Here is a 25,321-nt window from a genome sequence, read left to right on the forward strand (position 1 = left end):
TCGTTGGGAGCATGGCGGGCGTGACCCAAGTGACCGAGCGCAGCCCCATGTTGTCGGCCGAGCGGAGCCGGACCGCCGTGCTGGCTTCCTCCTTCCTGCGCGGAGCGATCGCCGCCGGGCTCGGGCTCGGCTCGCTCGCCGTGCTCGTCATGGTGCTGTGGATCAGCTCCCCGTACCCGGACAGCGGTCCGGGCGGCGCCCTCCATGTCGCGGCCGGACTCTGGCTGCTGGCGCACGGCGCCGAGCTGGTCAGGACCGACACCCTCAGCGGGATCCCGGCCCCCGTCGCGACGGTCCCGCTGCTGCTCGTCGTCGGCCCGGTGTGGCTGACGCACCGGGCGACCCGTGACGCCCTGGAGCCCGACGAGGGGCGCCCCGTGCCCTCGGCTGCTGGGGTGTTCTGCGCCGTGACGGCGGGATATCTGCTGGTCGCCGCCGGTGTCGCCGCCTACGTGCGGGGCGGGCCGATGCCTGCCGACCGCCTCTCGCTCGCCTTCCCGCTGGCCCTGGTGGTGGCCGGTTCGGCGGCTGCCGGGGTGTGGACGGCCTCGGGGCGGCCCATGGGTCCACTGCCGTCCTGGGCGCCGCTGAGGCTCCAGGAAGGGATCGCGCGGACGCTGTTCCGTACCCGGGCCGAGGCAGCCGTCCGGTCCGCGGCTGCCGGGGTGGCGGTGCTGCTCGGCGGCGGGGCGCTGCTGGTCGCGGTGGCGCTGGTGTGGCACGTCGGGGCCGCCCGGGATTCGTTCCTGGCGCTCTCCGGCGACTGGTCGGGGCGGCTCGCCCTGTTGCTGCTGGCCCTGGCCCTCGTACCGAATGCGGCGATGTGGGGTGCGGCGTACGGCCTGGGGCCCGGCTTCGCCCTCGGTACGGGGGCCACGGTCACTCCGTACGCCGTCGAGGGGCGTCCGGCGCTTCCGGAGTTCCCCCTGCTCGCGGCCGTGCCGTCGCCGGGCCCGGCGACGGCCGCCGACTGGGCCGCCCTGGCGGTGCCCCTCGTGGCCGGTCTGGCGGTCGGCTGGTTCACCGCGGGGAGGGCGGCTCCCGTCCAGGCGGGACGGAGCGAGGTCTGGAGCGTGCGCGAGACGGTGCTGGTGACGGTGCTGGCCGCGGTGGGCTGCGGCATCGGTACGGGGTTGCTGGCCGCGGCGTCCGGCGGGCCGCTCGGGACGGGTGCGCTGACGGAGTTCGGTCCGGTGTGGTGGCTGGTGGGCCCTGCCGCACTCGCCTGGACGGCCCTGCTCGGCGTGCCGGTGGCGCTCCTGCTGAGGTCGTGGCGGCTGCGGGAGCGCGGCTGGGCGTGGCGGCGGGACCGTACGGAGCCGGGCGCCGGGCAGGACGCGAGCGGTACGGCCGAAGAGGAAGCCCCGGAGCCGACGAGCGGGAAGGGCGCGGTCGCGGGGGAGACGGGCCGGAGCGGCGAGCCGGAGAAGGGCGGTGCGGGGCGGTGGTGGCGCCGCGGGAGTGCGGACGGTGCGGCCGGGCAGGCGCCGGCGCCCCCGCCCGTCACGCACCCGGCGTCCGGCGGCGCGGGACGGGCGGACGAGGAGGGCGCGGCGTTCGAGCCGTACGACTTCCTGCCGACCGACCCGTGGCACGAGAAGACGGCCAGGGAGGCCCGCTGGGCCTCGCTCAAGAAGGGATCCGGCGGGCTGATGGCGGAGTTCCCGGCCCCCGGCGCCCCGGCGGCCGACGCTCCGGTCGCGGAGGGCACACGCGACGGCCGGGCCCCGGAGGCGTCGGAGCCTCCGGAGTCCGGCCGGGGAACTGCTTCCTGAGAGCCGGGTCCTGTCGGGACCCGGCTCCGAGGCGGGTTACTTCTTGACGCCGAAGAAGGGTTCCAGCGGCTCGGGCAGCAGATCGTTGCAGGCCAGCGCGCCGGACTTGGTCAGCGCGTCGTTCACGCAGGTGTAGTAGTCGCGGTAGACCAGCTGCACGGTGAACGTCGTCGCGACGATCGACAGGGCGAGCAGGGCCATGACGAGACCGCTGACCGCCGCCGTCGTCTGCGGCCTGCCGTAGCCGACGCGGGCCGCGCCGGGGGCGGGCCCGTCTCCCGGTGCCGCGCCGGCCGGGGCTCCGGTGACCGAGGGGCGCGAGGTCCCCGCGACGTCGTCCGCGGTGGCGTGGGTGGAGGTCGTCGGCGCCTTCGGCTTGGCGCGCAGCGCGCTGACCGACCAGTACACCGAGAGTGCGCCGAGGAGCAGCGCGATCTCCGGGAAGTCGAAGAGGGCGAAGAAGAAGGCCCACATGCCGCCCAGTACGGCGTAGCGGGCGCGCCGCTGGGCGGGGTCGGTCGGGTCCCAGCGCATGCCGCCGCCCGCACCGCCGTCCGGGCCGCCCTGTCCCTGGCCGCCGGGGCCGTTGCTGCCGGGGCGGCTGCCGAAGCCGCCGCTCTGCCGGCCGGGCTGCTTGTTGCTCCACTGGCTGCCCCAGGCCGGGCGGTCGCCGGACGAGCCGTTGCCGGAGTCGTCACCTGGCCTGTCGTCGCCGTTGTTCCCGTTGCCGTCCCCGGTCCGCGCGGGGTGGCGCGGCTGCCAGGGCTGGTCGGGCCGGTTCTCGGGGGGAGCCGCGAAGGGATTGTCCTCCTGCGGCTTCGACCCGTTGGAGCCGGAGGAGTCCGAGGACGAGCCCGGCGAGGAGGACTGGCGTTCCCGCAGCATCATCGGGGCCCGCTCGGGCAGCGGGAGGCGGAAGGCGGTGCGGCGGCGTCGGTCCGGCATGTGGTGAACGTCTTCCCCATCTCGTCGTTTCCCGCCCGGTGGACGGTTCGCTGTCCCCAGACGCTACCCCCCGGCCACGCCCCCGTCCCGTGGGGGCCGCTGGGTGTGCCGGTATCGTTGCTGACGGTCGGCCGGTTCGTAGAGTTCCCCGTATCAAGGGGCGAGATTCTTTCGTACGACCGTACAAGTAGCACCGCAAGCACTTCGCACCTGCGTTACCACGCGAGAAAGGGCCCAGCTGTGGCCTCCCCGCCCCCCTCCGCCGCTCCGGCCCGCCTGGTCGTGCTGGTCTCCGGATCCGGTACGAACCTCCAAGCCCTGCTCGACGCCATCGGCGACGACCCCGGCGGCTACGGGGCCCAGGTCGTCGCGGTCGGCGCGGACCGCTCCGGCACCGTCGGACTGGAGCGCGCCGAGCGTGCCGGACTCCCGACCTTCGTGTGCCGGGTCCGCGACCACGCCACCCGTGAGGAATGGGACGCGGCGCTCACCGCGGCCACCGCGGAGCACCGGCCGGACCTCGTCGTCTCGGCGGGCTTCATGAAGATCGTGGGCAAGCGGTTCCTCGCCGAGTTCGGCGGCCGGGTCGTCAACACCCACCCCGCCCTGCTCCCCAGCTTTCCCGGTGCCCACGGAGTGCGCGACGCTCTCGCGTACGGCGTGAAGGTCACCGGGTGCACCGTCCACTTCGTCGACGACGGCGTCGACACCGGTCCGATCATCGCGCAGGGCGTGGTCGAGGTGACCGAAGAGGACACCCCGGAGGGCGAAGCCGCTCTCCATGAACGCATCAAGGAAGTCGAGCGCAAGCTGCTCGTCGAGGCCGTGGGGCGGCTCGCCCGCGACGGCTATCGCATTGAGGGACGAAAGGTTCATCTCGGTCATGTCGGTGAATAAGCCCATCCGCCGCGCCCTGGTCAGTGTCTACGACAAGACGGGGCTCGAAGACCTCGCGCGCGGTCTGCACGAAGCGGGTGTCGAGCTCGTCTCCACCGGCTCCACCGCCGGGAAGATCGCCGCCGCCGGTGTGCCGGTCACCAAGGTCGAGGAGCTCACCGGCTTCCCCGAGTGCCTCGACGGCCGGGTCAAGACGCTGCACCCCCGTGTGCACGCCGGCATCCTCGCCGACCTGCGCCTGGACGCCCACCGCGAGCAGCTCGCCGAGCTCGGGGTCGAGCCCTTCGACCTCGTGGTCGTCAACCTGTACCCGTTCAAGGAGACCGTCGCCTCCGGCGCCTCCGACGACGAGTGCGTGGAGCAGATCGACATCGGTGGCCCCTCGATGGTCCGCGCCGCGGCCAAGAACCACCCGTCCGTGGCCGTCGTGACGAGCCCGGAGCGTTACGCCGACGTCCTCGCCGCGGTCAAGGCGGGCGGCTTCGACCTGACCGCGCGCAAGCGCCTCGCCGCCGAGGCGTTCCAGCACACCGCCGCGTACGACGTGGCCGTGGCGTCCTGGTTCGCGGCCGACTACGCCGCCGCCGACGACTCGGGCTTCCCCGACTTCTTCGGTACGACGTACGAGCGCGGCAACGTCCTGCGGTACGGCGAGAACCCGCACCAGCCCGCCGCCCTCTACACCTCGGGCGCCGGCGGCCTCGCCGAGGCGGAGCAGCTGCACGGCAAGGAGATGTCGTACAACAACTTCACGGACACCGACGCCGCGCGCCGGGCCGCGTACGACCACGCCGAGCCGTGTGTCGCGATCATCAAGCACGCCAACCCGTGCGGCATCGCGATCGCCGACGACGTCGCCGCCGCGCACCGCAGCGCCCACGCCTGTGACCCGCTGTCCGCCTTCGGCGGGGTCATCGCCGTCAACCGCCCGGTGACCGTCGCCCTGGCCGAGCAGGTCGCGGAGATCTTCACCGAGGTCATCGTCGCCCCCGCCTACGAGGACGGCGCGGTCGAGGTGCTCGCCCGCAAGAAGAACATCCGCGTGCTGCGCTGCCCGGACGCCCCGTCCGCCCGGGTCGAGGTCAAGCCGATCGACGGCGGTGCGCTGCTCCAGGTCACCGACCGCCTCCAGGCCGAGGGCGACGACCCGGCGAACTGGACCCTCGCCACCGGTGAGGCCCTTTCCGCCGACGAGCTCGCCGAGCTCTCGTTCGCCTGGAAGGCGTGCCGCGCGGTGAAGTCCAACGCGATCCTGCTCGCCAAGGACGGCGCCTCGGTCGGCGTCGGCATGGGCCAGGTCAACCGTGTGGACTCCGCGAAGCTCGCCGTCGAGCGGGCGGGCAAGGAGCGCGCACAGGGTGCGTACGCCGCGTCCGACGCGTTCTTCCCGTTCCCCGACGGCCTGGAGATCCTGACCGCGGCCGGCGTCAAGGCGGTCGTCCAGCCGGGCGGGTCCGTCCGCGACGAGCTGGTCATCGAGGCCGCGAAGAAGGCGGGCGTGACCATGTACTTCACCGGTACGCGCCACTTCTTCCACTGAGCCGAATCCGGCATCATCTGCCGTTCCGTATCCGGCACCGCGCAGGCCGTATCCCGACACCGGGGTGCGGCCTGCGCCGCGTCCGGGGTGCTGCCCCGCCTCGTCTCTCTGTTCTAATAAACGGCCAGAGATTCCGTTGCGGGGGCGTTGTGCTCGAACTGAACAAGAGGGAACCGGACCGGTCCGAAACGGACGTCGGCCCTCCGGCGCCCGCGCCGGCAGCCGACACCGGGACGCCCGGGAACCGCGTCCCGATGCGCCCCTATCTGATCGCGGCGGCCGTCCTGTGCGCGCTGTACTTCCTGTACTCGTACCTCCAGTACAGGAGCTTCGACTCGCCCTCCTGGGACCTCGGGATATTCGAGCAGGAGGTCCGCGCCTACGCCGGACTGCACGCCCCCGTCGTGGACATCAAGGGACCCGGCTATCTGATCCTCGGCGACCACTTCAGCCCGGTCGTGGCGCTCCTCGTGCCGCTCTACTGGATCTGGCCGTCGGCCCTGGCCCTGCTGTTCGCCCAGGCCGCGCTGTTCGCCGTCTCGGCCGTCGTCGTGGGCCGCACCACCCAGCAGCTCCTCGGCGGCCGTTCGGGGCTCTGCGCCACCGTCGCGTACGGGCTGTCCTGGGGACTCCAGGAAGCGGTGAAGTCCGACTTCCACGAGATCGCCTTCGCGGTGCCCCTCCTCGCGCTCGTCTGCCGGGCGCTGCTCACCCGCCGCTGGACCGCCGCGGTCCTCTGGTCGCTGCCCCTGGTGCTGGTCAAGGAGGACCTGGGAGCCACCGTCGCGGTCGTCGGATTCCTGCTCTTCCTCTACGGCCGCCGCCTCCAGGGCGCGCTGCTGGCCGCCTTCGGAGTGGTGGCCTTCGTCCTCACCGTGCTGGTCCTCATACCGGCGGCCAGCAGTCAGGGGACGTACGACTACTGGAAGAAGATCGACAAGAACGGCGAGCAGGACGTCGCCCTGTTCGACTCGGTCCTCGGGATCCTCGATTCCGCCGTCAAGCTGGAGATGCTGGTCTTCCTGGTCGGCATCACCGCGTTCATGGCGCTGCGCTCGCCCCTGATCCTTCTCGTGGTGCCCACGCTCGGCTGGCGGCTGCTGTCCCAGGACTCCAACCACTGGGGCATGGTCTGGCACTACAGCGCCATCCTGATGCCGGTGCTCTTCCTCGCCATGGCCGACGGGGTACGCCGCAGCCGCACCTCGTCACGGCCCTGGCTCGTCTCGTACGCGAAGGTCGCCGTGCCCGTCGCCACCGCGGTCGCCGTGGCGCTCACCCAGCACCTGCCCCTGCGCGACCTGCTGCGGCCGGAGACCTACCGCACCGACGCCCGCACCCACGCGGCCGAGGAGGCGCTGGAGGCCATCCCCGCGGGGGCGCGCGTCGAGACCGACATCACGCTCATGGCGCACCTGACCGGTGACCGCACGGTCTACTGGATCGGCGGGGCCCCGGGCACCGCGCCGGACATCGTCGCCGTGAACCTGGACTTCAGCTGGTCGCGGCCGATCCAGGACCCCGTGGCGTACGCGGAGCAGCTCCACCCGGAGGCCCGCTACCGGCTCAAGCACCGGGCCGGGTCGTTCGTGGTGCTGGAGCGGACCTCGCCCGCCCCGGCCGGCTCGGGCCGCTGAGCGGGCGGGGCCGGACCCCCTGGAAAGGCCGAAGGCCGTAAGCCCGCGGTGAGCGGGGTTACGGCCTTCGTGCGCGTACGAGCGGTCGGGCCGGCGGAGAGCCGGCCCCGGCCGGTCAGTACTGCGGCTGCTGCTGACGGTTGAACCACGCGCCACCGTCGGCCTTCGCCACGAAGACGATGACCAGCACGGCGAGGACGGTGTGGACGAGACCGACCACGATGAACGGGTAGATACCGAGCAGAGCGGTGATCGCGCCGAACACGAGGGTGGCGATACGGATTCCGTTACCGCCCTTGCCGAACTTGGCGGCGAGGAAGGCACCGAAGACGCCCCAGAGGAGCACGACGAGGGCGAGGCCCCACAGGGCGCCGCCCGAGTAGTCGGCGAGCTGCTGGAACTGGACGTCGTCCTTGACCGCCGCGTCGTTCTTCGCCGCGTTCACGGCGACCGCCGAGAGGATGAAGAGGATCGTGCCGATCAGTTGGAAGCCGGCGATCACGTAGAGCATGACGCGGGCGGCCTTCACACCGCCCGGCATCTCGGTGGGTGCACCGGGGAAGCCGTAACCGGCCTGGACGGGCGGGGCGGCAGGGTAGCCGTAGCCGGGCTGCTGGCCCTGCGGCGGCACGCCCTGGGGGGCCTGCTGGGGGTAGCCGTAACCCGGCTGCCCGCCCTGCTGCTGCTGGCCGTAGGGGTTGTTCGGGTCGCCGAAGCTCATGGCGAGATTCCTCCGTTGGATATTGCGGGGACGACGCGGTCCGGGCGGAGGAATTGCGCGCAAATTGAACGGTCTGTCCCCCCGACACTGTCCGCGGTATGCGCGCCTCATCGTCGTCTTGACAGCGGGTTTTTGTCCAGCCGGTTGCGGAATGTGTTGTGCAAGTGCAATCTCGCGTCCATCCCCGGCACCCAGAATTGGTATGCGGGCGGGGTCATCCGCGAGGATGGGGCCATGACTGCCCAGATTCTCGATGGCAAGGCCACCGCAGCTGCGATCAAATCCGATCTGACCGTCCGCGTGGCGGCCCTCAAGGCGCAGGGCGTCACCCCGGGCCTGGGGACCCTGCTGGTCGGGGACGACCCGGGCAGCCGGTGGTACGTGAACGGCAAGCACCGTGACTGCGCCCAGGTCGGTATTGCTTCCATTCAGCGCGAACTTCCCGACACCGCCACCCAGGAGGACATCGAGGAGGTCGTACGCGAGCTCAACGACAACCCCGAGTGCACGGGTTACATCGTGCAGCTTCCCCTCCCCAAGGGCATCGACACCAACCGTGTCCTGGAGCTCATGGATCCGGCCAAGGACGCCGACGGCCTGCACCCGATGAACCTGGGCAGGCTCGTGCTGAACGAGACCGGTCCGCTGCCCTGCACCCCGCAGGGTGTCGTCCAGCTGCTGCGCGCCCACGGTGTCGAGATCAACGGTGCGCACGTCGTGGTCGTCGGGCGCGGTGTCACCATCGGCCGCTCGATCCCGCTGCTGTTGACCCGCAAGTCCGAGAACGCCACGGTCACCCAGTGCCACACCGGCACCCGTGACCTCGCCTCCCACCTCAAGCAGGCCGACATCATCGTCGCCGCCGCAGGGGTGCCCCACCTCATCAAGCCCGAGGACGTGAAGCCGGGCGTGGCCGTGCTCGACGTCGGCGTCAGCCGCGACGAGAACGGCAAGATCGTCGGCGACGTGCACCCGGGTGTCGCCGAGGTGGCGGCCTGGGTCGCCCCGAACCCCGGTGGCGTCGGCCCGATGACCCGCGCCCAGCTACTGGTCAACGTGGTCGAGGCGGCCGAGCGTGCCGCCGCCGACGCCGCTGCCGTCTCCGGCTGACCCGATCCCGGAAGGAACGTCATGGGTGCTGGTACGAGTCCGGCCGGCCAGGACTCCGTCGACCCGGATTCCGTGGACCGGGAGGCGCCGGTGACTCCTGCCCCGGACGCAGGCGGTCCGGCGGAGGAGCCGGGCCCGGAGGCGGACGGTTCGACGCCGGAAGGTTCGACGGCGGGTGCTTCGGCGCCCGCTGGTTCCACGGCTGCCGGTTCCACGGCGGCCGTCGAGCCGGGCGCCGTCGAGGACGATGCATCGGGTACGGCCGGTGAGGCCGTCGCTCCGCGCTCCCGGCGTTTCCCCTCGCTGACCCGTGACACCGCGCGGCCCGAGGGCGGCGGACGGGCGGCGCCGGGCGACGCGCCCGCCCCCGCCCGCCAGTGGCCCCTGCTCACGGTGCTCTGCACGGCCGCGGCGGGGCTGCTGATCGTCGCCACCGATCCCTTCGACCAGGCGTTCCGGATCGGCACGATGCTGATCGGGATCGCCCTCGTCACGGGAGCCGTGCTGCGCTGGGTCGTCCCGTCGGTCGGCATGCTCGCCGTGCGGTCCCGGTTCACCGACCTGGTCACGTACGGACTGATGGGCACGCTCATCGTGCTGCTCGCGCTGATGGTGCAGCCGAAGCCGTGGCTGGACGTCCCGATCCTCGAGGACGTAGTCCACTTCACCATTCGCTAGGTCCGTACTGCGGCGGTGTCCGTCCCCTCCCCCGAGAAGGGACGGACACCCCAGGACGGGGCTCCGTAGCAAGCGGCTCCGGAATGTGGTGACTTGAGCGGCCTTGCCCCGTCCTGCATCCAGGGTCATGGACATGCCCTGGGGGTACAAGGGATGCTTGGTGCCTGTGGCACGGAAGTGACCATTCCGCCACGGTGTGATCGCCGCGCAACGGTGGCAGACTGTCACGGCATCCGGCCAGGGGCGCTCGCGGAGCGCGCTGACGTACCGAATGCTCCCGTGCGCTCCCTCGCCAGGAACTGACCCCCTGGCATCGCGCATCCTCATGGGTAGTCCAGAACGAGGACCACCGGATCTGGGCAGGGGGCATCGGGACCGGCGTCACTGAGCGGGGCACCATCAGGCACGTTCGGGGGAACACAAGGGGGAGCAATGCCTCGTTGGAAGGCACTACCGGAGGAACTCGACCCGCAGGTCAAGGAGTTCGCGGGACAGCTGCGCAGGCTCGTCGACCGCAGCGGGCTGAGCCTCGCCGCGCTGGCCGACCGCACCGGTTACAGCAAGACGTCCTGGGAGCGCTATCTCAACGGCCGGCTGCTCGCGCCCAGAGGGGCGATCGTCGCGCTGGCCGAGGTGACGGGCACCAACCAGAGTCACCTGACGACCATGTGGGAGCTGGCGGAGCGTGCCTGGAGCCGCGCCGAGATGCGCCACGACATGACGATGGAGGCCATCCGGATCTCCCAGGCGCGTGCCGCGCTCGGTGAGGCCGGCACCCCTCCTGCCGCCGGTGGCAGGGGCGTCCGCGCCGGTACGGGCGTGTCCACCGCCCCGGGATCCGGCGCCGGCCGCGAGGGCGAGGCGCTCGACGGGACGCGCCTGCCGTCCGTGCCGGCCCAGCGCGGTCCGATACCCACGGCCCCGCGCCGGTCCTCGGGACCGACGCCCGGAGTGCCGCAGCACGGCCCGGCCGACGGCTTCGGTCCGGCGGGCCCGGGCTCGGGTGGGCCCGGCAGCCGCCGCAGGCTCACGATGCTCCTGGTGGGCCTGGCCGGGGCTCTGCTGGTGATCGTCGGCGCGGTCCTGCTGGCCGATCCCGGAGGCGACGAAGGCGGGCCGGAGGCGAAGCCCTCCGCCTCGCCGACGACGAAGGCCCCGGTCCTTCCCGCGGGCGTCGAGTGCGCGGGCGCCGACTGCACGGGACAGGACCCGGAGGCCATGGGCTGCGGGGGCGAGCTCGCCCGTACGGTCTCCACCGCCACGGTCGGCGGCAGCCTCGTCGAGGTCAGGTACAGCAAGACCTGCGCGGCTTCGTGGGCCCGGATCACCAAGGCGGCCCCGGGCGACACCGTGCGGATCAGCGCGGGCGCGGACGGGCAGGACGGCACGGTGGGCGCGGAGGCGGACACGGACGCGTACACCCCGATGGTCGCGGTGAAGAAGTCCGCCGATGCCACGGCCTGCGCCACCCTCGCCTCCGGAACGAAGGGCTGCACGACACCCCGGTGATGCCCCGGCAGGGGCGTGTTGTGCGCTGTCCCACAGGGGGGCGGGCGGCCGGGGTGTCCCGGGTCCGATAGCCTGACCGCTGGATATCTCTTCACGTCAAGATTCAGAGGTATCCAGCACCAGGGGCAGGGACCCCCACCGCCAGCTGTCTAACGGAGATCGCCATGACCCGCACTCCCGTGAATGTCACCGTGACCGGCGCAGCCGGCCAGATCGGCTACGCGCTGCTCTTCCGCATCGCCTCCGGCCACCTGCTCGGCCCGGACGTGCCGGTCAACCTGCGACTCCTCGAGATTCCGCAGGGCCTCAAGGCCGCCGAGGGCACCGCGATGGAGCTCGACGACTGCGCCTTCCCGCTGCTGCGGAACATCGAGATCACGGACGACCCCAACGTCGGCTTCGCCGGTGCGAACGTCGCGCTGCTCGTCGGTGCCCGCCCGCGCACGAAGGGCATGGAGCGCGGCGACCTGCTCTCCGCCAACGGTGGCATCTTCAAGCCGCAGGGCAAGGCCATCAACGACAACGCCGCGGACGACATCAAGGTCCTCGTCGTCGGCAACCCGGCCAACACCAACGCGCTCATCGCGCAGGCCGCCGCCCCGGACGTACCGGCGGAGCGCTTCACCGCGATGACCCGTCTGGACCACAACCGCGCGATCTCGCAGCTGGCCGCCAAGACCGGTGCCGCCGTCTCCGACATCAAGAAGCTGACGATCTGGGGCAACCACTCGGCGACCCAGTACCCGGACATCTTCCACGCGGAGATCGCCGGCAAGAACGCCGCCGAGCTCGTCAACGACGAGGCGTGGCTGGCCGACACCTTCATCCCGACCGTCGCCAAGCGCGGCGCGGCGATCATCGAGGCCCGTGGCGCGTCCTCGGCCGCCTCGGCCGCCAACGCCGCCATCGACCACGTGCACACGTGGGTCAACGGCACCGCCGCGGGCGACTGGACCTCGATGGGTATTCCGTCGGACGGCTCCTACGGTGTGCCCGAGGGCATCATCTCGTCGTTCCCGGTCACCACGAAGAACGGCGTGTACGAGATCGTCCAGGGCCTGGACATCAACGAGTTCTCCCGTGCGCGCATCGACGCGTCGGTGCAGGAGCTCACCGAGGAGCGCGACGCGGTGCGCGAGCTCGGTCTCATCTGACCGGCCCTCCCTTTCGACGAAGCGCCCCCGGCAGCACACGCTGCCGGGGGCGCTTCGTCGTGCGGACTGTGCGGACGGTGCGGACTGTGCGTCAGAGGCTGCCGCTGCGCAGCGCTTCGGCCGTCTCGTGGACGGCAGCCATGGCCCGGCGCTGCATCAGGGGGCCGAAGGTGACCCTCGACGCGCCCAGTTCACCGAGGCGGCGCAGGGCCGCCGGGTCGTGCGGGGAGCCGTTGATGTTGAGCGGGACCGGGATCGCCGCGGCCAGCCGGGGGAGGTCGGCCGGGGGTGCGGTGATCGGGTAGGCGCAGTCCGCACCTGCCGCCGCGTAGAGACGCGCCCGGGCGATCGTCCCGGTCTCCGGGTCGGGCACGCCGCGGAGGTACGTATCGACGCGGGCGTTGACGAAGAGCCGGCCGCCGGCGAAGGACCGCACCTCGGCCAGCCGGTCGGCCTGCAGCTGCGGGTCCACGAGGACGCCGTCCACGGAGTCCTCCAGATTGCAGCCCACGACGCCCGCTTCGAGGAGGCGTTCCACGAGCTCTTCCGGGGCCAGCCCGTAACCGGCCTCGATGTCCGCGGACACGGGAACGGACACCGACCGCGCGATCCTGGCCACCGCCGCGAACATCTCGGCGGCGGGTGTCCGGCCGTCCTCGTAGCCCAGCGAGGCCGCGACGGCGGCGCTCGGTGTCGCGAGCGCCGGGAAGCCGGCCTCCTCGAAGGCGCGGGCACTCGCCGCGTCCCAGGGGCCGGGCAGGACCAACGGGTCACCGGGTGCGCGCCCCTGGTGCAGCTCGCGGAAGACGGTGACCGGATCGGGCGTGGACATGAGGGGACTCCCGGTGGAGGGGCGGGCCGGCGGGATGCTCCGGCGCGGTGGTGTGCGGCGCGGAGGCGGTGCGGTCGTGAGGCCGGGTCGTGGTCAGTGCTTGATGTCGCCGGGGGTGTAGTGACCGGGCGTCAGCCGGGCGGCCACACCGAACCTGTTCCAGGCGTTGATCACCGTGATGGCGGCGATGAGCTGGGCGAGCTCCGCCTCCTCGAAGTGCTTCGCGGACCGCGCGTACACCTCGTCCGGCACGAAACCGTCGGTCAGCACCGTCACGGCCTCGGTCAGTTCGAGCGCGGCGATCTCCTTCTCCGTGTAGAAGTGCTGCGACTCCTGCCAGGCGCTGAGCTGAATGATCCGCTCGACCGACTCGCCCGCCGCGAGCGCGTCCTTGGTGTGCATGTCCAGGCAGAACGCGCAGTGGTTGAGCTGGGACGCCCGGATCTTCACCAGCTCGACCAGCTTCGGGTCGAGTCCCTTACGGGAGGCGGCGTCCAAGCGGACCATGGCCTTGTAGACCTCGGGGGCGAGCTGGGCCCAGGGCAGGCGGGCGGGGTGTTCGGGAGCGTAGGCGGAGGGGGCCGCATCGTGCGCGTGGGTCGTCATGGTGACGACGCTACGGGTCAGGTGGCGTACGGGTATGGTCCATTTCCATGACGGATGCCTGGGCCACTTTCGGGGCCGACCTGCATATCGAACCGGTCGGTGGCGGACTGCGCAGCGGACTGATGGAGGCTCTGCGGGAGGCCGTGCGCAGTGGGCGGCTGACTCCGGGCACCCGGCTGCCGTCGTCCCGGACGCTCGCCGCCGATCTCGGAATCGCCCGGAACACCGTCGCCGACGCCTACGCCGAACTCGTCGCCGAGGGATGGCTCACCGCCCGGCAGGGCTCGGGCACCCGGGTCGCCCAGCGGGCCGTCCCGCGCCGTACGGCCACCAAGGCGCCTCTGTCCCGGCCGGTACGGGGCCGGCCCACCTACAGCCTGAACCCCGGGACCCCCGACCTCGCGTCCTTCCCCCGCGCCGAATGGCTCAAGGCGGCCCGCCGCGCACTGACCGCCGCACCCAACGAAGCCTTCGGATACGGAGACCCGCGCGGGCGCGTCGAACTGCGCACGGCGCTGGCCGACTACCTGTCGCGGGCCCGCGGCGTGCACGCGGACCCGGAACGGATCGTGATCTGCTCCGGATTCGTCCACGCTCTGATGCTGATGGGAAAGGTGCTGCGCCGGCGCCGGGTGAGGGAGGTCGCCGTCGAGTCGTACGGGCTCGATGTGCACTGGAACCTCCTCACGGACGCGGGACTGCGCACCGTGTGCCTGCCCCTGGACGCCTTCGGGTCCCGGACCGGTGAGCTCCGGTCACTGCGGGGAGCGGGCGCGGTACTGATGACGCCGGCGCACCAGTTCCCGATGGGCGTCCCGCTCCACCCGGACCGGCGGGCCGCCGCGGTCGACTGGGCGCGGTCCTCGGGGGGCCTGATCCTGGAGGACGACTACGACGGGGAGTTCCGCTACGACCGGCAGCCGGTCGGCGCGCTCCAAGGGCTCGATCCGGAACGGGTCGTCTATCTGGGCACCTCCAGCAAGTCCCTGGCCCCGGGGCTGCGACTGGGCTGGATGGTGCTCCCGCAAGGGCTGGTGGCGGAAGTGACCGAGGCGAAGGGAGTCTCCGACTGGGCGACCGGCGCGCTGGACCAGCTGACCCTCGCGGAGTTCATCACCTCGGGTGCGTACGACCGTCATGTCCGCTCCATGCGGCTGCGCTACCGGCGCCGGCGCGACCAACTCGTCGCCGCGCTCGCCGAACGGGCACCGGACGTCCGGGTCAGCGGCATCGCCGCCGGTCTGCACGCCGTCCTCGAACTGCCCGAAGGAACCGAGCGATCGGTGATCCAGGCCGCCGCCTTCCAGGGCCTGGCCCTGGAAGGCGTGTCGCGCTACCGGCACCCGGCGGCGGCACCGGGGCGCGATGCCCTGGTCATCAGCTACGGATCACCCCCGGACAGCGCCTGGTCGGGCACGCTCGACGCCCTCTGCCGCGTACTGCCCTAGGAGGCCGTCCTCTCGTCCGGCCCGTGGATCAGCCGCGCAGGACGGCGCGGAACTGGTCGAGGCCCCAGTCCAGGTCCTCCTTGCTGATCACGAGCGGCGGGGCGATGCGGATCGTCGAACCATGGGTGTCCTTGGCCAGCACACCGCGATCCATCAGCTTCTCCGAGATCTCCCTCCCCGTCCCACGGGCCGGGGAGACATCGACACCCGCCCACAGGCCCCGCCCGCGGACGGCCTCCACGGAGCCCTGGCCCACCAGCAGGCCCAGTTCGTGGTGGAGATGGTCGCCCAGCTCGGCCGCCCGCTGCTGGAACTCACCGGTGCGCAGCATCGCGATGACCTCCAGCGCGACGGCGCAGGCCAGAGGGTTACCGCCGAACGTCGAGCCGTGCTCACCCGGGCGGTACACACCGAGCACCGCCGCCGAGGACACCACCGCCGACACGGGCACGACACCCCCGCCGAGTGCCTTGCCGAGCACATACATGTCGGGCACCACGCCCTCGTGCTCACAGGCGAAGGTCTTCCCTGTCCTGCCCAGGCCCGACTGGATCTCGTCCGCGATGAACAGCACGTTCCTCTCCCGGGTCAGCTCGCGCACCCCGGGGAGATATCCGGCGGGCGGCACCAGCACCCCGGCCTCGCCCTGGATCGGTTCCATCAGCACCGCGACGGTGTTCTCGGTCATCGCCGCGCTGAGTGCGGTGAGGTCCCCGTACGGCACGATCTCGAACCCCGGTGTGTACGGCCCGAAGTCCGCCCGTGCCTCGTGGTCCGTGGAGAAGCTGACGATCGTGGTCGTCCTGCCGTGGAAGTTGTCCGAGGCGACGATGATCTTCGCCATCCCGTCGGGGACGCCCTTGACCCGGTAGCCCCACTTGCGGGCGGTCTTCACCGCGGTCTCCACGGCCTCCGCCCCGGTGTTCATGGGCAGGACCATCTCCATCCCGCACAACTCCGCAAGCTGCGTACAGAAGTCGGCGAAGCGGTCGTGGTGGAAGGCGCGCGACGTGAGCGTCACACGATCCAGCTGGGCCTTGGCGGCGTCGATCAGCCGACGGTTGCCGTGGCCGAAGTTGAGTGCCGAATACCCGGCGAGCATGTCGAGGTAGCGACGCCCCTCGATATCGGTCATCCAGGCGCCGTCCGCGGAGGCTACGACGACGGGCAGCGGGTGGTAGTTGTGTGCGCTGTGCGCCTCGGCGGAGGCGATGGCAGTTTCCGTGGTGGACACGGGATCTCCGTTCGTCGTGCGGCGTGGGCGGGGGTCGTGCCCACTTTGTATCGTCGGTCGGTTACCTGGCGAGGAAACCTTCAATGCGCGGCGCGCCCCCGGCTGCCCCTCCCGCCGTATCGGTTCCAGGACCGGCACCGGCACACCCTCGGCGACGAGCTGCGCCATCACCCGCTCGGCCATCGTCCGGCCGTCGGTCGCCGGAACGTCCAGCCCGCGCCCCAGCGCCAGCAGCTCCGCACGGAGCCCGGCCCGGGCGTCGTCCGGGTCCGCCCCGGCCTCCCGGCCCCGCTCACCCTCGCCCGCTTGCTCTCCCATGCCCTCCACCTCCCTCCCGCTCCCGTTCCTGCTGCGGCTCGTGTTCCCGCTCCCGTTCCCGGCCCCGCTCAGGCCCCTGGCGCAGCTTCTCCTTCAGCTCCTTCTCCAGCTTCTTCAGGGCGCGGTTCAGCCGGGACTTCACCGTCCCTCTCGGCCAGCCCAGCGCCTCTGCCGTCTCCGCCTCGTCCATCTCCAGCAGATAGCGGTACGTCACGACCTGGCGCTGTTCCTCACTCAGCCCGTCCAGTGCGGCCGCCAGAAGGCTCCGCCGCTCCTCCGCGAGCGCGGCCACCGCCGGGTCCGACGATTCGGGTATCAGCGGATCGGTCCCGTGGAACCTGGCCTCGCGTCCTGCCACCGCCCGCGCCCGGCCCGCCGATCGCACTGTGTTTCTCGTCTCATTCACGACGATCCGTAACAACCATGGACGAAACGTCGCGCCGTCCCGGAAACGCCCGAGAGCGCGGTACGCCTTGAAGAAGGCGGACTGCACCACATCCTCGGCATCCGCGCCCGCGCCGAAGGCGACCGCCACCCGCAGCGCGACCCCCGTGTGGGCATGCACCAGCTGCGCGTATGCCTCCGCCTCCCCGGCGCGCACACGAGCGATGACCTCGGCCTCGCCGTCGGTCCGGCCCCCGGGCTGCCCTCCGGCCTGCCCGACGGTGCCGCCCCCGGACCTGTCGTCGAGGGTGCGGCCCCTCTCCGGCCCCGGCTGCAGGGCCCCCTCCCGCGTCCTCACACCTTTCATACACCGGTTGCCGGAGATCGGTTCCGCACCTGAGACAATGAGTTTTATGGCCTCTGAACGCCCCCGCGTGCTCTCCGGAATCCAGCCCACCGCAGGCTCGTTCCACCTCGGCAACTATCTCGGTGCGGTCCGCCAGTGGGTGGCGCTGCAGGAGTCCCACGACGCCTTTTACATGGTCGTGGACCTGCACGCGATCACTGTTCCGCAGGACCCCGTCGAGCTGCGCTCGAACACCCGGCTCGCGGCGGCCCAGCTGCTGGCGGCCGGCCTCGACCCGGAGCGGTGCACGCTCTTCGTCCAGAGTCACGTCCCCGAGCACGCCCAGCTCGGCTGGATCATGAACTGCCTGACCGGCTTCGGTGAGGCGTCCCGCATGACGCAGTTCAAGGACAAGTCCGCCAAGCAGGGCGCCGACCGCGCGACCGTCGGCCTCTTCACGTACCCGGTCCTCCAGGTCGCCGACATCCTGCTCTACCAGGCGAACCAGGTACCGGTCGGCGAGGACCAGCGCCAGCACATCGAGCTCACCCGCGACCTCGCCGAGCGCTTCAACGGCAGGTTCGGACAGACGTTCACGATCCCGGCGCCGTACATCCTCAAGGAGACGGCGAAGATCTACGACCTCCAGGACCCGGCGATCAAGATGAGCAAGTCGGCGTCCACGCCGAAGGGCCTCATCAATCTCCTGGACGAGCCGAAGGTCACGGCCAAGAAGGTCAAGAGCGCGGTCACCGACACCGACACGGTCATCCGCTTCGACGCGGAGAAGAAGCCGGGCGTCAGTAACCTCCTGACCATCTACTCCACCCTCACGGGGACCGGTATCGCGGATCTGGAGCAGAAGTACGAGGGCAAGGGCTACGGTGCGCTGAAGACCGACCTCGCGGAGGTCATGGTGGAATTCGTCACCCCGTTCCGCACCCGTACACAGGAATATCTGGACGACCCGGAGACGCTGGACTCGATCCTGGCCAAGGGCGCGGAGAAGGCCAGGGCCGTCGCCGCCGAGACTCTGGCGCAGACCTACGACCGTATGGGCCTTCTGCCTGCCAAGCACTGAGTCCAAGGACCCTGGCGAGAACGCGGTCCCAGGCGGCACACTGGCGTCTGCACGACCGAAAATCGACCATCGAAGACTGAGGAGAACGACGTGGGGACCGTAACGCTCGGCGTTTCGATCGCGGTCCCGGAGCCCTACGGCAGCCTGCTCCAGGAGCGGCGCGCGAGCTTCGGGGACCCTGCCGCACATGGCATTCCCACCCACGTCACGCTTCTCCCGCCGACCGAGGCCGAGGCGGCCGACCTGCCCGCGATCGAGGCGCACCTCGCGCAGATCGCGGCGGCCGGCCGCCCCTTCCCGATGCGGCTGTCCGGAACGGGGACCTTCCGTCCCCTCTCGCCGGTCGTCTTCGTCCAGGTCGTCGAGGGCGCCTCCGCCTGCTCCTGGCTGCAGAAGCGGGTCAGGGACGCCTCCGGGCCGCTGGTGCGCGAGCTCCAGTTCCCGTACCACCCCCATGTGACCGTGGCGCACGGCATCGCCGAGGAGGCGATGGACCGTGCCTACGAGGAGCTGTCCGTCTACGAGGCGGCCTGGACCTGCGGTTCCTTCGCTCTGTACGAGCAGGGCGCCGACAGCGTCTGGCGCAAGATCAACGAGTTCCCCTTCGGGGCGGGGGGCGGGGCGCCCGCCGTGCCCGCACAGGGCGGCAGCGCCGTCGACCAGCCCTCCCTGCACACCTGATCCGGCACGGCTGATCCGGCACGGCCGGCGGCACCGTTGACCTACTGGACCGGGAGCCGTCGGAACAGCGGGCGCGGTACGTGGCGCAGGGCCGACATCACGACCCGGAGGGTCCCGGGCACCCACACCGTCTCCGAGCGGCGCCGCAGCCCCGTCACGATGGCCTCCGCGACCGCTTCCGGGGTCGTCTCCAGCGGTGTCTCCGGCATGGCCGCCGTCTTCGCCGACCGTACGAAGCCGGGACGCACGACCATCACATGCACCCCCGTGCCCTGCAACGCGTCCCCGAGCCCCTGGGCGAACGTGTCCAGCCCCGCCTTGCTCGACCCGTAGATGAAGTCGGCGCGCCGGGCGCGCTCGCCGGCCACGGAGGAGAGCACGACCAGCGAGCCGTGGCCCTGCGCCTGAAGCGCGCCGGCGCACACCAGCCCGGCGGAGACCGCCCCCGTGTAGTTGGTCTGGGCGACCCGGACCGCGGAGAGGGGCTCCTCCTCGTCGCGGCCCTGCTCGCCGAGCACACCGAACGCCATCAGCACCATGTCGACGTCCTCCTCGGCGAACAGCCCGCCGAGCGTCGCCTCGTGCGACTCGGGGTCCAGCGCGTCGAAGGCGACCGTACGGACGTCGGCTCCGAGCGCCCGCAGGTCATCGGCGGCCTTCTCCAGGGCGGGGGAGGGCCGGCCGGCCAGCCGGACGGTGCGGGTGCGGCGGCCGATCAGGCGGCGCGCGGTGGCCAGTCCGATCTCCGAGGTGCCGCCGAGGACGAGCAGGGACTGCGGAGCACCGAAGGCGTCCTTCATGGAAACTCTCCTGGTCATGGCGGATCTGGGCCCCGGGCAGAGCAACCCGGGGCCGGGGTGACGGGTGTTCAGAGGGCCAGCCGGCGGGACAGGTCCGACCGGAACGCTCCGTTCGGGTCCACCTCCGCCCGCAGCGCGCGGAATTCGTCCAGCCGCGGATACATCGCCGCGAGCGTCTCCGGGCGCAGCCGCGAGTCCTTCGCCAGACAGACCCGGCCGCCGGCGGAGGCCACCTCTTCGTCGAGTTCGTCCAGGAAGCCGGCCAGACCGGGGAGGGTCGCGGGCAGCCCCAGGGAGAGGGACCAGCCGGGTACCGGGAAGGAGAGCCAGCCGGGGTCGCCCTCGCCGAACCGTTCGAGCACGGCCTGGAACGAGGGGCAGCGGCGCAGGGAGATCCGCCGGACGATGCGCCGCAGCGTCTCCTCCTGGCCGTGCCCGACGAGGAACTGGTACTGCACGAAGCCGCTGCGGCCGTAGACGCGGTTCCAGTGCGGGACCCCGTCCAGGGGGTGGAAGAAGGTGGAGATCCGCTGGAGCTCGCCGGTGCGGTGCCGGGGGGCCGTGCGGTAACGGACCTCGTTGTACAGGGCGATGGACGCCCGGCCCAGCAGCCCTTCCGGTACGTACGGGGGCACGGCGGGCAGGTGCACCGGGCGGAACGCGAGCGGGGTGCGCCGGGCGCGCGCCGGGAGTGCGTCCAGCGGTGCGTGCTCTCCCCTGGTGAGTACGGCGCGCCCCGTTGACCGCCCGCGCGCCAGAAGATCGATCCAGGCGGCCGTGTACGTGGAGCGCCTGCTGCCCGCCGTGAGACGGGCCATCAGATCGTCGAGGTCGGTGGCCCGTTCGGTGGTGACCGACATCAGCGAGGTGGTGACGGGGCGGAGGCCGATGGTGGCCGAGAGGATGACGCCGGTGAGGCCCATCCCGCCCGCCGTCGCGTCGAAGAGGCCGGTGCCGGGACGGACCGTGCGCACCTCGCCGTCGGCGGTCAGCAGGTCCAGGGAGCGCACGTGCCGGGAGAAGGATCCCGAGACGTGCTGGTTGCGGCCGTGGATGTCGGCGCCGATCGCGCCGCCCACGGTGACGTAACGGGTCGCGGGGGTCACCGGCACGAACCAGCCCAGCGGCAACAGCGCGTGCATCAGCCGGTGCAGGCTCACTCCGGCGTCGCAGACCACCGTGCCCCCGGCGGTGTCGACGGAGCGGATGCGGTTCAGGGCGGTCATGTCGAGGACGGAGCCGCCCGCGTTCTGCGCCGCGTCGCCGTAGGCGCGGCCGAGGCCGCGGGCGATGGAGCCGCGGGGCCCGCAGCCGCGCACCGCGGCCACCGCCTCCTCGTACGTACGGGGCCGGAACCGCAGTGCGGTCGTCGGGGCGGTGCGGCCCCAGCCGGTCATGGAGACGGTGTCGACGGACATGGTGTGACGTTATCGCCCGAGAAAACACCTTTGAGGGATTTGTTACACCACTCACCGAAATGGGGGATTGAGCGGGTGTCACGGCCTATTGGGGCAAAACTTTCGATTGCATCCGGAGAGGGCGCCCGGTTTTCGGCGCCCAGGGGGGTACGCGTAGGTAATGGACTGGCTGAAAAAACTTCCCGTCATCGGGCCGCTCGTCTCCCGGCTGATGCTGACGCACGCCTATCGCTCGTACGAGACCCTGGAGCGCGCCCACTGGGCCCGGCTGGCCGCCGCGATCACCTTCATCAGCTTTCTCGCGCTCTTCCCGCTGATCGCGGTCGGCGCGGCGATCGGCGCGGCACTGCTCTCCTCCGAGCAGCTGGACAAGATCGAGGACAAGCTCTCCGAGCAGGTCCCCGGCATCTCCGACCAGCTCGGCATCGACAATCTGGTGGCCCACGCGGCCACGGTCGGTCTGGTCGCCGGTGCGCTGCTGCTCTTCACCGGCGTCGGCTGGGTCGGCTCGATGCGGGACTGCCTGCGCGCGGTCTGGGGCAGGGACGACGTGGACGAGGGCAATCCGGTCCTGCGCAAGCTCAAGGACGCCGGGGTGCTGCTCGGGCTCGGCGGCGCGGCGCTCGTCACGCTCGCCGTCTCCGCGGTCGGGTCGACGGCGGTCGGCTGGACCGCCGACCGGCTCGGCATCTCGGGTGACGGCTGGGGCGGTGTGCTGTTGCAGGTGGCCGCCCTGGTGGTCGGCGTGCTCGCCGACTTCCTCTTGCTGCTCTACCTGCTGACACTGCTTCCGGGCGTACAGCCGCCGCGGCGCCGGCTGGTGGTCGCGGGGCTGATCGGCGCGGTCGGCTTCGAACTGCTCAAGCTGCTGCTCGGCAGCTATATGAGGGACGTCGCGGGGAAGAGCATGTACGGCGCGTTCGGTGTGCCGGTCGCCCTGCTCCTGTGGATCAACTTCAGCGCGAAACTCCTGCTCTTCTGCGCCGCCTGGACGGCGACGCCGAGCGGAGACCCGGCAACGAAGACGGCAGAGGAGCAGGGCGACGGGGCACCCGACCCGGTACGGGACGTCAGCGGCGCGGGAGACGCCGGACCAGATCCGGCAACGGCCAGCGCCGGTTGACCAGGAACACCGCGGCCGAGAGCACCACCAGCAGCCCGCCGACGATCGCCAGAGCGATCCCGACGCCGCTGGAGCCGTCGGTGGCGGCGACGGCCTTGGCGTCCTTCCGTTCCTCGTCGGACGTGTTGGCGCCACTGGCCGGCTGGGCGCCCTTCCCGGCCCCGGTGTCCACGGACTTCGGGGGGACCAGCTCGCCGACCGGGGTCACCTTGCCGCTCGCGGCGAAGCCCCAGTCGAGGAGGCTCGCCGCCTCCTTGTAGACGGCGTGGCTCTCCTCGGAGGACGGATTCATGACCGTGACCAGCAGCACCTTGCCGTCGCGCTCGGCGACACCGGTGAAGGTGTTGCCCGCGTGCGTCGTGTAGCCGTTCTTGACGCCCGCGATGCCCTTGTACGGGTCCACGCCGATGTCACCGGTGATCAGCCGGTTGGTGTTCTGGATCTCGAAGGTCTCGCGCTTCTTCCCCTTCTTCTTCTCGCCGGGGAACTTGGCGGTGGCCGTCGCCGCGTACTCCCGGAAGTCCGGTTTCTGCAGCCCGCTGCGGGCGAACAGCGTGAGGTCGTACGCGCTGGAGACCTGCCGCGGGGAGTCGTAGCCGTCGGGCGAGACCACCGTCGTGTCGAGGGCCTGCAGCTCTTCGGCGTGCTCCTGCATGGCGTCGACCGTCTTGGGCACACCGCCGAACATCGACGACAGCACGTGCACGGAGTCGTTGCCCGAGCGCAGGAACACCCCGAGCCACAGGTCGTGCACCGTGTAGGACTGGTCCTCCTTGATGCCGACCAGGCTGCTTCCCTCGCCCACGTCGGCGAGTTCCAGCTCGGTCACCTCGTGGACCTTGGTCTTCGGCAGCAGTTCCGGCTGCGTCAGGAGGGTGTCAGCGAAGAGCATCTTCAGCGTCGAGGCGGGCGGCAGACGCCAGTGGGAGTTGTGCGCGGCGAGCACCTGGCCGTTCTCCGCGTCCGCGACGATCCACGACCGGCCGGTGAGCCTCTTCGGAAGGACGGGGGCGCCGGGGCCCAGCTTCACCTGGGTGCCGACCCGGCCCAGCTGTTCGCCGCCGACCTGCGACATCGGCTGGTTGGGCTTCGGCTGTTTGTCGTCGGTCTTGTCCTTGTCCGCCGCCGAAGCGGGGCTGACGACAAAAGCGGACAACAACGCAGCGGAGGCGACCGTCAGTACGATCTTTTTCAGTGCAGGCACGGTCGGAAACGTACAGGGCGAAGTTCGGGATGGGGACCCCGATCGTCTGACCCGCCGTGCGTACCGCCGGGACAGCCCATGCCGGACCCCGCCGGGCCCCTCTTCGGGGCCCCCACCCCGGGCGAGCCGCGCGGCGGTCGAGGGCGATACTGAAACCATGAAGCTCAGCCGCCCCGTCTCCTGGTTCCTGCTCGCCTTCGGGGTGTGGAGCTGGTTCATCTGGATCACTTTCGTCAAGAACCTGTGGAAGGACGGCAGCGGGCTCGCCTTCGACGACGCGGGCGACCCGACGGCGTACTTCTGGGTGCATCTGCTGCTCGCCATCGCGTCGTTTCTCCTGGGGACGGCGGTCGGCGTGATCGGGTTCCGTGGCGTCAGGGCTTTGCGCGCAGAGCGCACATAACAAGCCGGGGCAGAGCAACAAGCCGGGGCACGAGCGGGCACCGGACAACGCGTGGGTGGGGGAGCGGACGTGGTAGTGGTCTTCGTGCTGGTGGCCGTGGCGGTGCTGGCGCTGCTCGCGGGCGTGCACCGCTATGTGTGGCGGCGCTTCGTCGGCGACACGACGGTGCCGGGCAGCGCGCTGCGCAGGGCGGGCACGGTGGCGGCCTTCGTCCTGCCGCTCCTCACCGTGGGAGCCCTGGTCTCCGGCCGTGCGGGTGCCCCCTTCTGGCTGCAGCAGGTGCTGGCCTGGCCGGGCTTCCTGTGGCTGGCCGCCCTCCTCTATCTGACGCTGGCTCTGCTCGTCGGCGAGGCCGTGCGGCCCGTCCTGCGCCGGGTGCTCGACCGCCGGGACCGTGCCGCGGCGGAGCCGCAGGAGCCCTCCGCGGTGCGTACGGAGGCGGGCACCGGGCCCCGCGCCGACGCCAGGACCCGTAACGACGCACTGGTTCCGTCCGGCGCCGGTTCCTCGCCCGCACCGCAGACCCCCGGGCCGCACAGCGGAGCGGACCCCGCTCCCGCCGTGGCCGTCCCGTCCGTCGCCTCGCCCTCTCGCCGGCTGTTCGTCGCCCGGGCGGTCGGCGGCGCCGCCGCCGTCGCCGGCCTCGGGACCGTCGGGTACGGCACCTACGGCGTGATGCGCGGTCCCCGCGTCAAGCGGGTGACGGTGCCCCTCGCCAAGCTGCCGCGCTCGGCGCACGGATACCGGATCGCCGTCGTCAGCGACATCCACCTCGGCCCCGTCCTCGGGCGCGCCCACACTCAGCGGATCGTCGACACGATCAACGGGACACGGCCGGATCTGATCGCTGTCGTCGGAGACCTCGTCGACGGTTCCGTCGCCGACCTCGGTACGGCGGCCGAGCCCCTCGCCGGGCTCCGCGCCCGCCACGGCAGCTACTTCGTCACCGGCAACCACGAGTACTTCTCCGGCGCCGCCCAATGGGTCGACCACGTGCGCGAGCTGGGTCTGCACCCGCTGGAGAACGCGCGGGTCGAGATCGACGGCTTCGATCTCGCCGGGGTCAACGACGTCGCGGGGGAGAGCGAGGGCCAGGGCCCCGACTTCGTACGCGCCCTCGGCGACCGGGACCGCAGCCGAGCCTCCGTTCTCCTCGCCCACCAGCCCGTCGTCATCCACGACGCCGTCGAGCACGGCGTCGACCTCCAGCTCTCCGGGCACACCCACGGCGGTCAGCTCTGGCCCGGCAACCTCGTCGCCGAGCTCGCCAACCCGACGGTCGCGGGGCTCGAACGCTACGGCGACACCCAGCTCTACGTCTCGCGCGGCGCGGGAGCCTGGGGTCCGCCCGTGCGGGTGGGCGCGCCGTCCGACATCACCGTCGTGGAGCTCGCCTCCCGGCAGGCGTAGCACCTGCCGGGAGAGCATGAAAAACGCACAGGACCATCACAGCCAGCGACGAAATCTCCTGACTCAA

At 71.5% G+C, this 25,321-nt stretch carries 23 protein-coding genes; 14 read left to right on the forward strand and 9 right to left on the reverse strand.

What is annotated here, in order from left to right:
- The first annotated feature begins 11 nt into the window (after positions 1 to 11).
- A complete protein-coding gene (locus tag OG230_RS21895) occupies positions 12 to 1,775 on the forward strand; it encodes a cell division protein PerM (protein ID WP_328905403.1) in 1,764 nt (587 codons plus the stop codon).
- 36 nt (positions 1,776 to 1,811) lie between these two features.
- Here OG230_RS21895 and OG230_RS21900 read toward each other — a convergent pair whose 3' ends face one another.
- Positions 1,812 to 2,720: a hypothetical protein gene (locus tag OG230_RS21900; protein WP_328905404.1), complete on the reverse strand. Its 909-nt coding sequence runs from the start codon at positions 2,718 to 2,720 to the stop codon at positions 1,812 to 1,814.
- Between the two features lie 240 nt (positions 2,721 to 2,960).
- Between OG230_RS21900 and purN the strand changes: the two genes are divergently transcribed.
- The 3 genes from purN (at position 2,961) to OG230_RS21915 (ending at position 6,794) form a co-directional block, all read left to right on the forward strand.
- Positions 2,961 to 3,617: a phosphoribosylglycinamide formyltransferase gene (purN, locus tag OG230_RS21905; protein ID WP_328905405.1), complete on the forward strand. Its 657-nt coding sequence runs from the start codon at positions 2,961 to 2,963 to the stop codon at positions 3,615 to 3,617.
- On the forward strand, positions 3,604 to 5,157 hold the full coding sequence (gene purH, locus OG230_RS21910; protein ID WP_328905406.1) for a bifunctional phosphoribosylaminoimidazolecarboxamide formyltransferase/IMP cyclohydrolase: 1,554 nt from the start codon (positions 3,604 to 3,606) through the stop codon (positions 5,155 to 5,157). The genes purN and purH overlap by 14 nt, the downstream gene beginning before the upstream one ends.
- 149 nt (positions 5,158 to 5,306) lie before the next feature.
- On the forward strand, positions 5,307 to 6,794 hold the full coding sequence (locus OG230_RS21915; protein ID WP_443051350.1) for a DUF2079 domain-containing protein: 1,488 nt from the start codon (positions 5,307 to 5,309) through the stop codon (positions 6,792 to 6,794).
- A 115-nt stretch (positions 6,795 to 6,909) separates the two neighbouring features.
- On the opposite strand, the gene OG230_RS21920 is transcribed toward OG230_RS21915, so the two are convergent.
- Positions 6,910 to 7,515, reverse strand: a complete 606-nt coding sequence (locus OG230_RS21920; RefSeq protein ID WP_328905407.1) for a hypothetical protein — start codon at positions 7,513 to 7,515, stop codon at positions 6,910 to 6,912.
- 234 nt (positions 7,516 to 7,749) lie between these two features.
- Here OG230_RS21920 and OG230_RS21925 point away from each other — a divergent pair, with 234 nt between their 5' ends.
- The 4 genes from OG230_RS21925 (at position 7,750) to OG230_RS21940 (ending at position 11,966) form a co-directional block, all read left to right on the forward strand.
- Positions 7,750 to 8,625 carry a bifunctional methylenetetrahydrofolate dehydrogenase/methenyltetrahydrofolate cyclohydrolase gene (locus tag OG230_RS21925; protein WP_328905408.1) on the forward strand — a complete coding sequence of 292 codons (876 nt, stop codon included), beginning with the start codon at positions 7,750 to 7,752 and terminating at the stop codon, positions 8,623 to 8,625.
- Positions 8,626 to 8,646: 21 nt separating this feature from the next.
- Entirely contained in the window at positions 8,647 to 9,303 is a 657-nt protein-coding gene (locus tag OG230_RS21930; protein WP_328905409.1) for a DUF3017 domain-containing protein, read from the forward strand.
- Between the two features lie 432 nt (positions 9,304 to 9,735).
- Complete coding sequence (locus OG230_RS21935; protein ID WP_328905410.1) at positions 9,736 to 10,812, forward strand: XRE family transcriptional regulator; 1,077 nt, start codon at positions 9,736 to 9,738, stop codon at positions 10,810 to 10,812.
- A gap of 164 nt (positions 10,813 to 10,976) precedes the next feature.
- On the forward strand, positions 10,977 to 11,966 hold the full coding sequence (locus OG230_RS21940) for a malate dehydrogenase (protein WP_328905411.1): 990 nt from the start codon (positions 10,977 to 10,979) through the stop codon (positions 11,964 to 11,966).
- 91 nt (positions 11,967 to 12,057) lie between these two features.
- Here the strand turns inward: OG230_RS21940 and OG230_RS21945 are convergent, their stop codons facing one another.
- On the reverse strand, positions 12,058 to 12,798 hold the full coding sequence (locus tag OG230_RS21945; protein ID WP_328905412.1) for an isocitrate lyase/PEP mutase family protein: 741 nt from the start codon (positions 12,796 to 12,798) through the stop codon (positions 12,058 to 12,060).
- A 93-nt stretch (positions 12,799 to 12,891) separates the two neighbouring features.
- Positions 12,892 to 13,404: a carboxymuconolactone decarboxylase family protein gene (locus OG230_RS21950; RefSeq protein WP_328905413.1), complete on the reverse strand. Its 513-nt coding sequence runs from the start codon at positions 13,402 to 13,404 to the stop codon at positions 12,892 to 12,894.
- Between the two features lie 47 nt (positions 13,405 to 13,451).
- Between OG230_RS21950 and pdxR the strand changes: the two genes are divergently transcribed.
- A complete protein-coding gene (gene pdxR, locus OG230_RS21955) occupies positions 13,452 to 14,852 on the forward strand; it encodes a MocR-like pyridoxine biosynthesis transcription factor PdxR (RefSeq protein WP_328905414.1) in 1,401 nt (466 codons plus the stop codon).
- Positions 14,853 to 14,880: 28 nt separating this feature from the next.
- On the opposite strand, the gene rocD is transcribed toward pdxR, so the two are convergent.
- Together rocD and OG230_RS21965 are read right to left on the reverse strand one after the other, a co-directional pair.
- Positions 14,881 to 16,086 carry an ornithine--oxo-acid transaminase gene (rocD, locus tag OG230_RS21960; protein ID WP_328911486.1) on the reverse strand — a complete coding sequence of 402 codons (1,206 nt, stop codon included), beginning with the start codon at positions 16,084 to 16,086 and terminating at the stop codon, positions 14,881 to 14,883.
- Between the two features lie 292 nt (positions 16,087 to 16,378).
- Positions 16,379 to 17,155 (reverse strand): RNA polymerase sigma factor, encoded by a 777-nt coding sequence (locus OG230_RS21965; protein ID WP_328905415.1) that lies wholly within the window; start codon positions 17,153 to 17,155, stop codon positions 16,379 to 16,381.
- Positions 17,156 to 17,201: 46 nt separating this feature from the next.
- Here OG230_RS21965 and trpS point away from each other — a divergent pair, with 46 nt between their 5' ends.
- Positions 17,202 to 18,215 (forward strand): tryptophan--tRNA ligase, encoded by a 1,014-nt coding sequence (trpS, locus tag OG230_RS21970; RefSeq protein ID WP_328905416.1) that lies wholly within the window; start codon positions 17,202 to 17,204, stop codon positions 18,213 to 18,215.
- A gap of 90 nt (positions 18,216 to 18,305) precedes the next feature.
- The gene (locus OG230_RS21975; RefSeq protein WP_328905417.1) at positions 18,306 to 18,896 is read left to right on the forward strand and encodes a 2'-5' RNA ligase family protein; all 591 of its coding nucleotides are present in this window, start codon (positions 18,306 to 18,308) and stop codon (positions 18,894 to 18,896) included.
- Positions 18,897 to 18,937: 41 nt separating this feature from the next.
- On the opposite strand, the gene OG230_RS21980 is transcribed toward OG230_RS21975, so the two are convergent.
- Positions 18,938 to 19,696, reverse strand: a complete 759-nt coding sequence (locus OG230_RS21980) for a decaprenylphospho-beta-D-erythro-pentofuranosid-2-ulose 2-reductase (protein ID WP_328905418.1) — start codon at positions 19,694 to 19,696, stop codon at positions 18,938 to 18,940.
- A 68-nt stretch (positions 19,697 to 19,764) separates the two neighbouring features.
- The gene (locus OG230_RS21985) at positions 19,765 to 21,114 is read right to left on the reverse strand and encodes an FAD-binding oxidoreductase (protein WP_328905419.1); all 1,350 of its coding nucleotides are present in this window, start codon (positions 21,112 to 21,114) and stop codon (positions 19,765 to 19,767) included.
- A 160-nt stretch (positions 21,115 to 21,274) separates the two neighbouring features.
- On the opposite strand from OG230_RS21985, the gene OG230_RS21990 reads away from it, so the two are divergent.
- Positions 21,275 to 22,237 (forward strand): YihY/virulence factor BrkB family protein, encoded by a 963-nt coding sequence (locus OG230_RS21990; RefSeq protein WP_328905420.1) that lies wholly within the window; start codon positions 21,275 to 21,277, stop codon positions 22,235 to 22,237.
- On the opposite strand, the gene OG230_RS21995 is transcribed toward OG230_RS21990, so the two are convergent.
- On the reverse strand, positions 22,185 to 23,441 hold the full coding sequence (locus OG230_RS21995; RefSeq protein WP_328905421.1) for a D-alanyl-D-alanine carboxypeptidase family protein: 1,257 nt from the start codon (positions 23,439 to 23,441) through the stop codon (positions 22,185 to 22,187). The two genes, OG230_RS21990 and OG230_RS21995, sit on opposite strands and share 53 nt — an antisense overlap.
- Before the next feature lie 157 nt (positions 23,442 to 23,598).
- Between OG230_RS21995 and OG230_RS22000 the strand changes: the two genes are divergently transcribed.
- Both OG230_RS22000 and OG230_RS22005 read left to right on the forward strand, forming a co-directional pair.
- Entirely contained in the window at positions 23,599 to 23,844 is a 246-nt protein-coding gene (locus OG230_RS22000; protein ID WP_328905422.1) for an SCO4848 family membrane protein, read from the forward strand.
- 75 nt (positions 23,845 to 23,919) lie between these two features.
- Positions 23,920 to 25,254, forward strand: coding sequence for a metallophosphoesterase (locus tag OG230_RS22005; protein WP_328911487.1), 1,335 nt, complete (start codon positions 23,920 to 23,922; stop codon positions 25,252 to 25,254).
- The last annotated feature ends 67 nt before the right edge of the window (positions 25,255 to 25,321 follow it).

This window comes from Streptomyces sp. NBC_00234, from assembly GCF_036195325.1.
Taxonomy (GTDB): domain Bacteria; phylum Actinomycetota; class Actinomycetes; order Streptomycetales; family Streptomycetaceae; genus Streptomyces.

Coding starts and splice junctions, on each gene's coding strand:
- OG230_RS21895 (WP_328905403.1), top strand. CDS start 12: ATGGCGGGCGTGACCCAAGTGACCGAGCGCAGCCCCATGTTGTCGGCC.
- OG230_RS21900 (WP_328905404.1), bottom strand. CDS start 2,720: ATGCCGGACCGACGCCGCCGCACCGCCTTCCGCCTCCCGCTGCCCGAG.
- purH (WP_328905406.1), top strand. CDS start 3,604: ATGTCGGTGAATAAGCCCATCCGCCGCGCCCTGGTCAGTGTCTACGAC.
- OG230_RS21920 (WP_328905407.1), bottom strand. CDS start 7,515: ATGAGCTTCGGCGACCCGAACAACCCCTACGGCCAGCAGCAGCAGGGC.
- OG230_RS21925 (WP_328905408.1), top strand. CDS start 7,750: ATGACTGCCCAGATTCTCGATGGCAAGGCCACCGCAGCTGCGATCAAA.
- OG230_RS21930 (WP_328905409.1), top strand. CDS start 8,647: ATGGGTGCTGGTACGAGTCCGGCCGGCCAGGACTCCGTCGACCCGGAT.
- OG230_RS21935 (WP_328905410.1), top strand. CDS start 9,736: ATGCCTCGTTGGAAGGCACTACCGGAGGAACTCGACCCGCAGGTCAAG.
- OG230_RS21940 (WP_328905411.1), top strand. CDS start 10,977: ATGACCCGCACTCCCGTGAATGTCACCGTGACCGGCGCAGCCGGCCAG.
- OG230_RS21945 (WP_328905412.1), bottom strand. CDS start 12,798: ATGTCCACGCCCGATCCGGTCACCGTCTTCCGCGAGCTGCACCAGGGG.
- OG230_RS21950 (WP_328905413.1), bottom strand. CDS start 13,404: ATGACGACCCACGCGCACGATGCGGCCCCCTCCGCCTACGCTCCCGAA.
- pdxR (WP_328905414.1), top strand. CDS start 13,452: ATGACGGATGCCTGGGCCACTTTCGGGGCCGACCTGCATATCGAACCG.
- OG230_RS21965 (WP_328905415.1), bottom strand. CDS start 17,155: ATGAAAGGTGTGAGGACGCGGGAGGGGGCCCTGCAGCCGGGGCCGGAG.
- trpS (WP_328905416.1), top strand. CDS start 17,202: ATGGCCTCTGAACGCCCCCGCGTGCTCTCCGGAATCCAGCCCACCGCA.
- OG230_RS21980 (WP_328905418.1), bottom strand. CDS start 19,696: ATGAAGGACGCCTTCGGTGCTCCGCAGTCCCTGCTCGTCCTCGGCGGC.
- OG230_RS21985 (WP_328905419.1), bottom strand. CDS start 21,114: ATGTCCGTCGACACCGTCTCCATGACCGGCTGGGGCCGCACCGCCCCG.
- OG230_RS21990 (WP_328905420.1), top strand. CDS start 21,275: ATGGACTGGCTGAAAAAACTTCCCGTCATCGGGCCGCTCGTCTCCCGG.
- OG230_RS22000 (WP_328905422.1), top strand. CDS start 23,599: ATGAAGCTCAGCCGCCCCGTCTCCTGGTTCCTGCTCGCCTTCGGGGTG.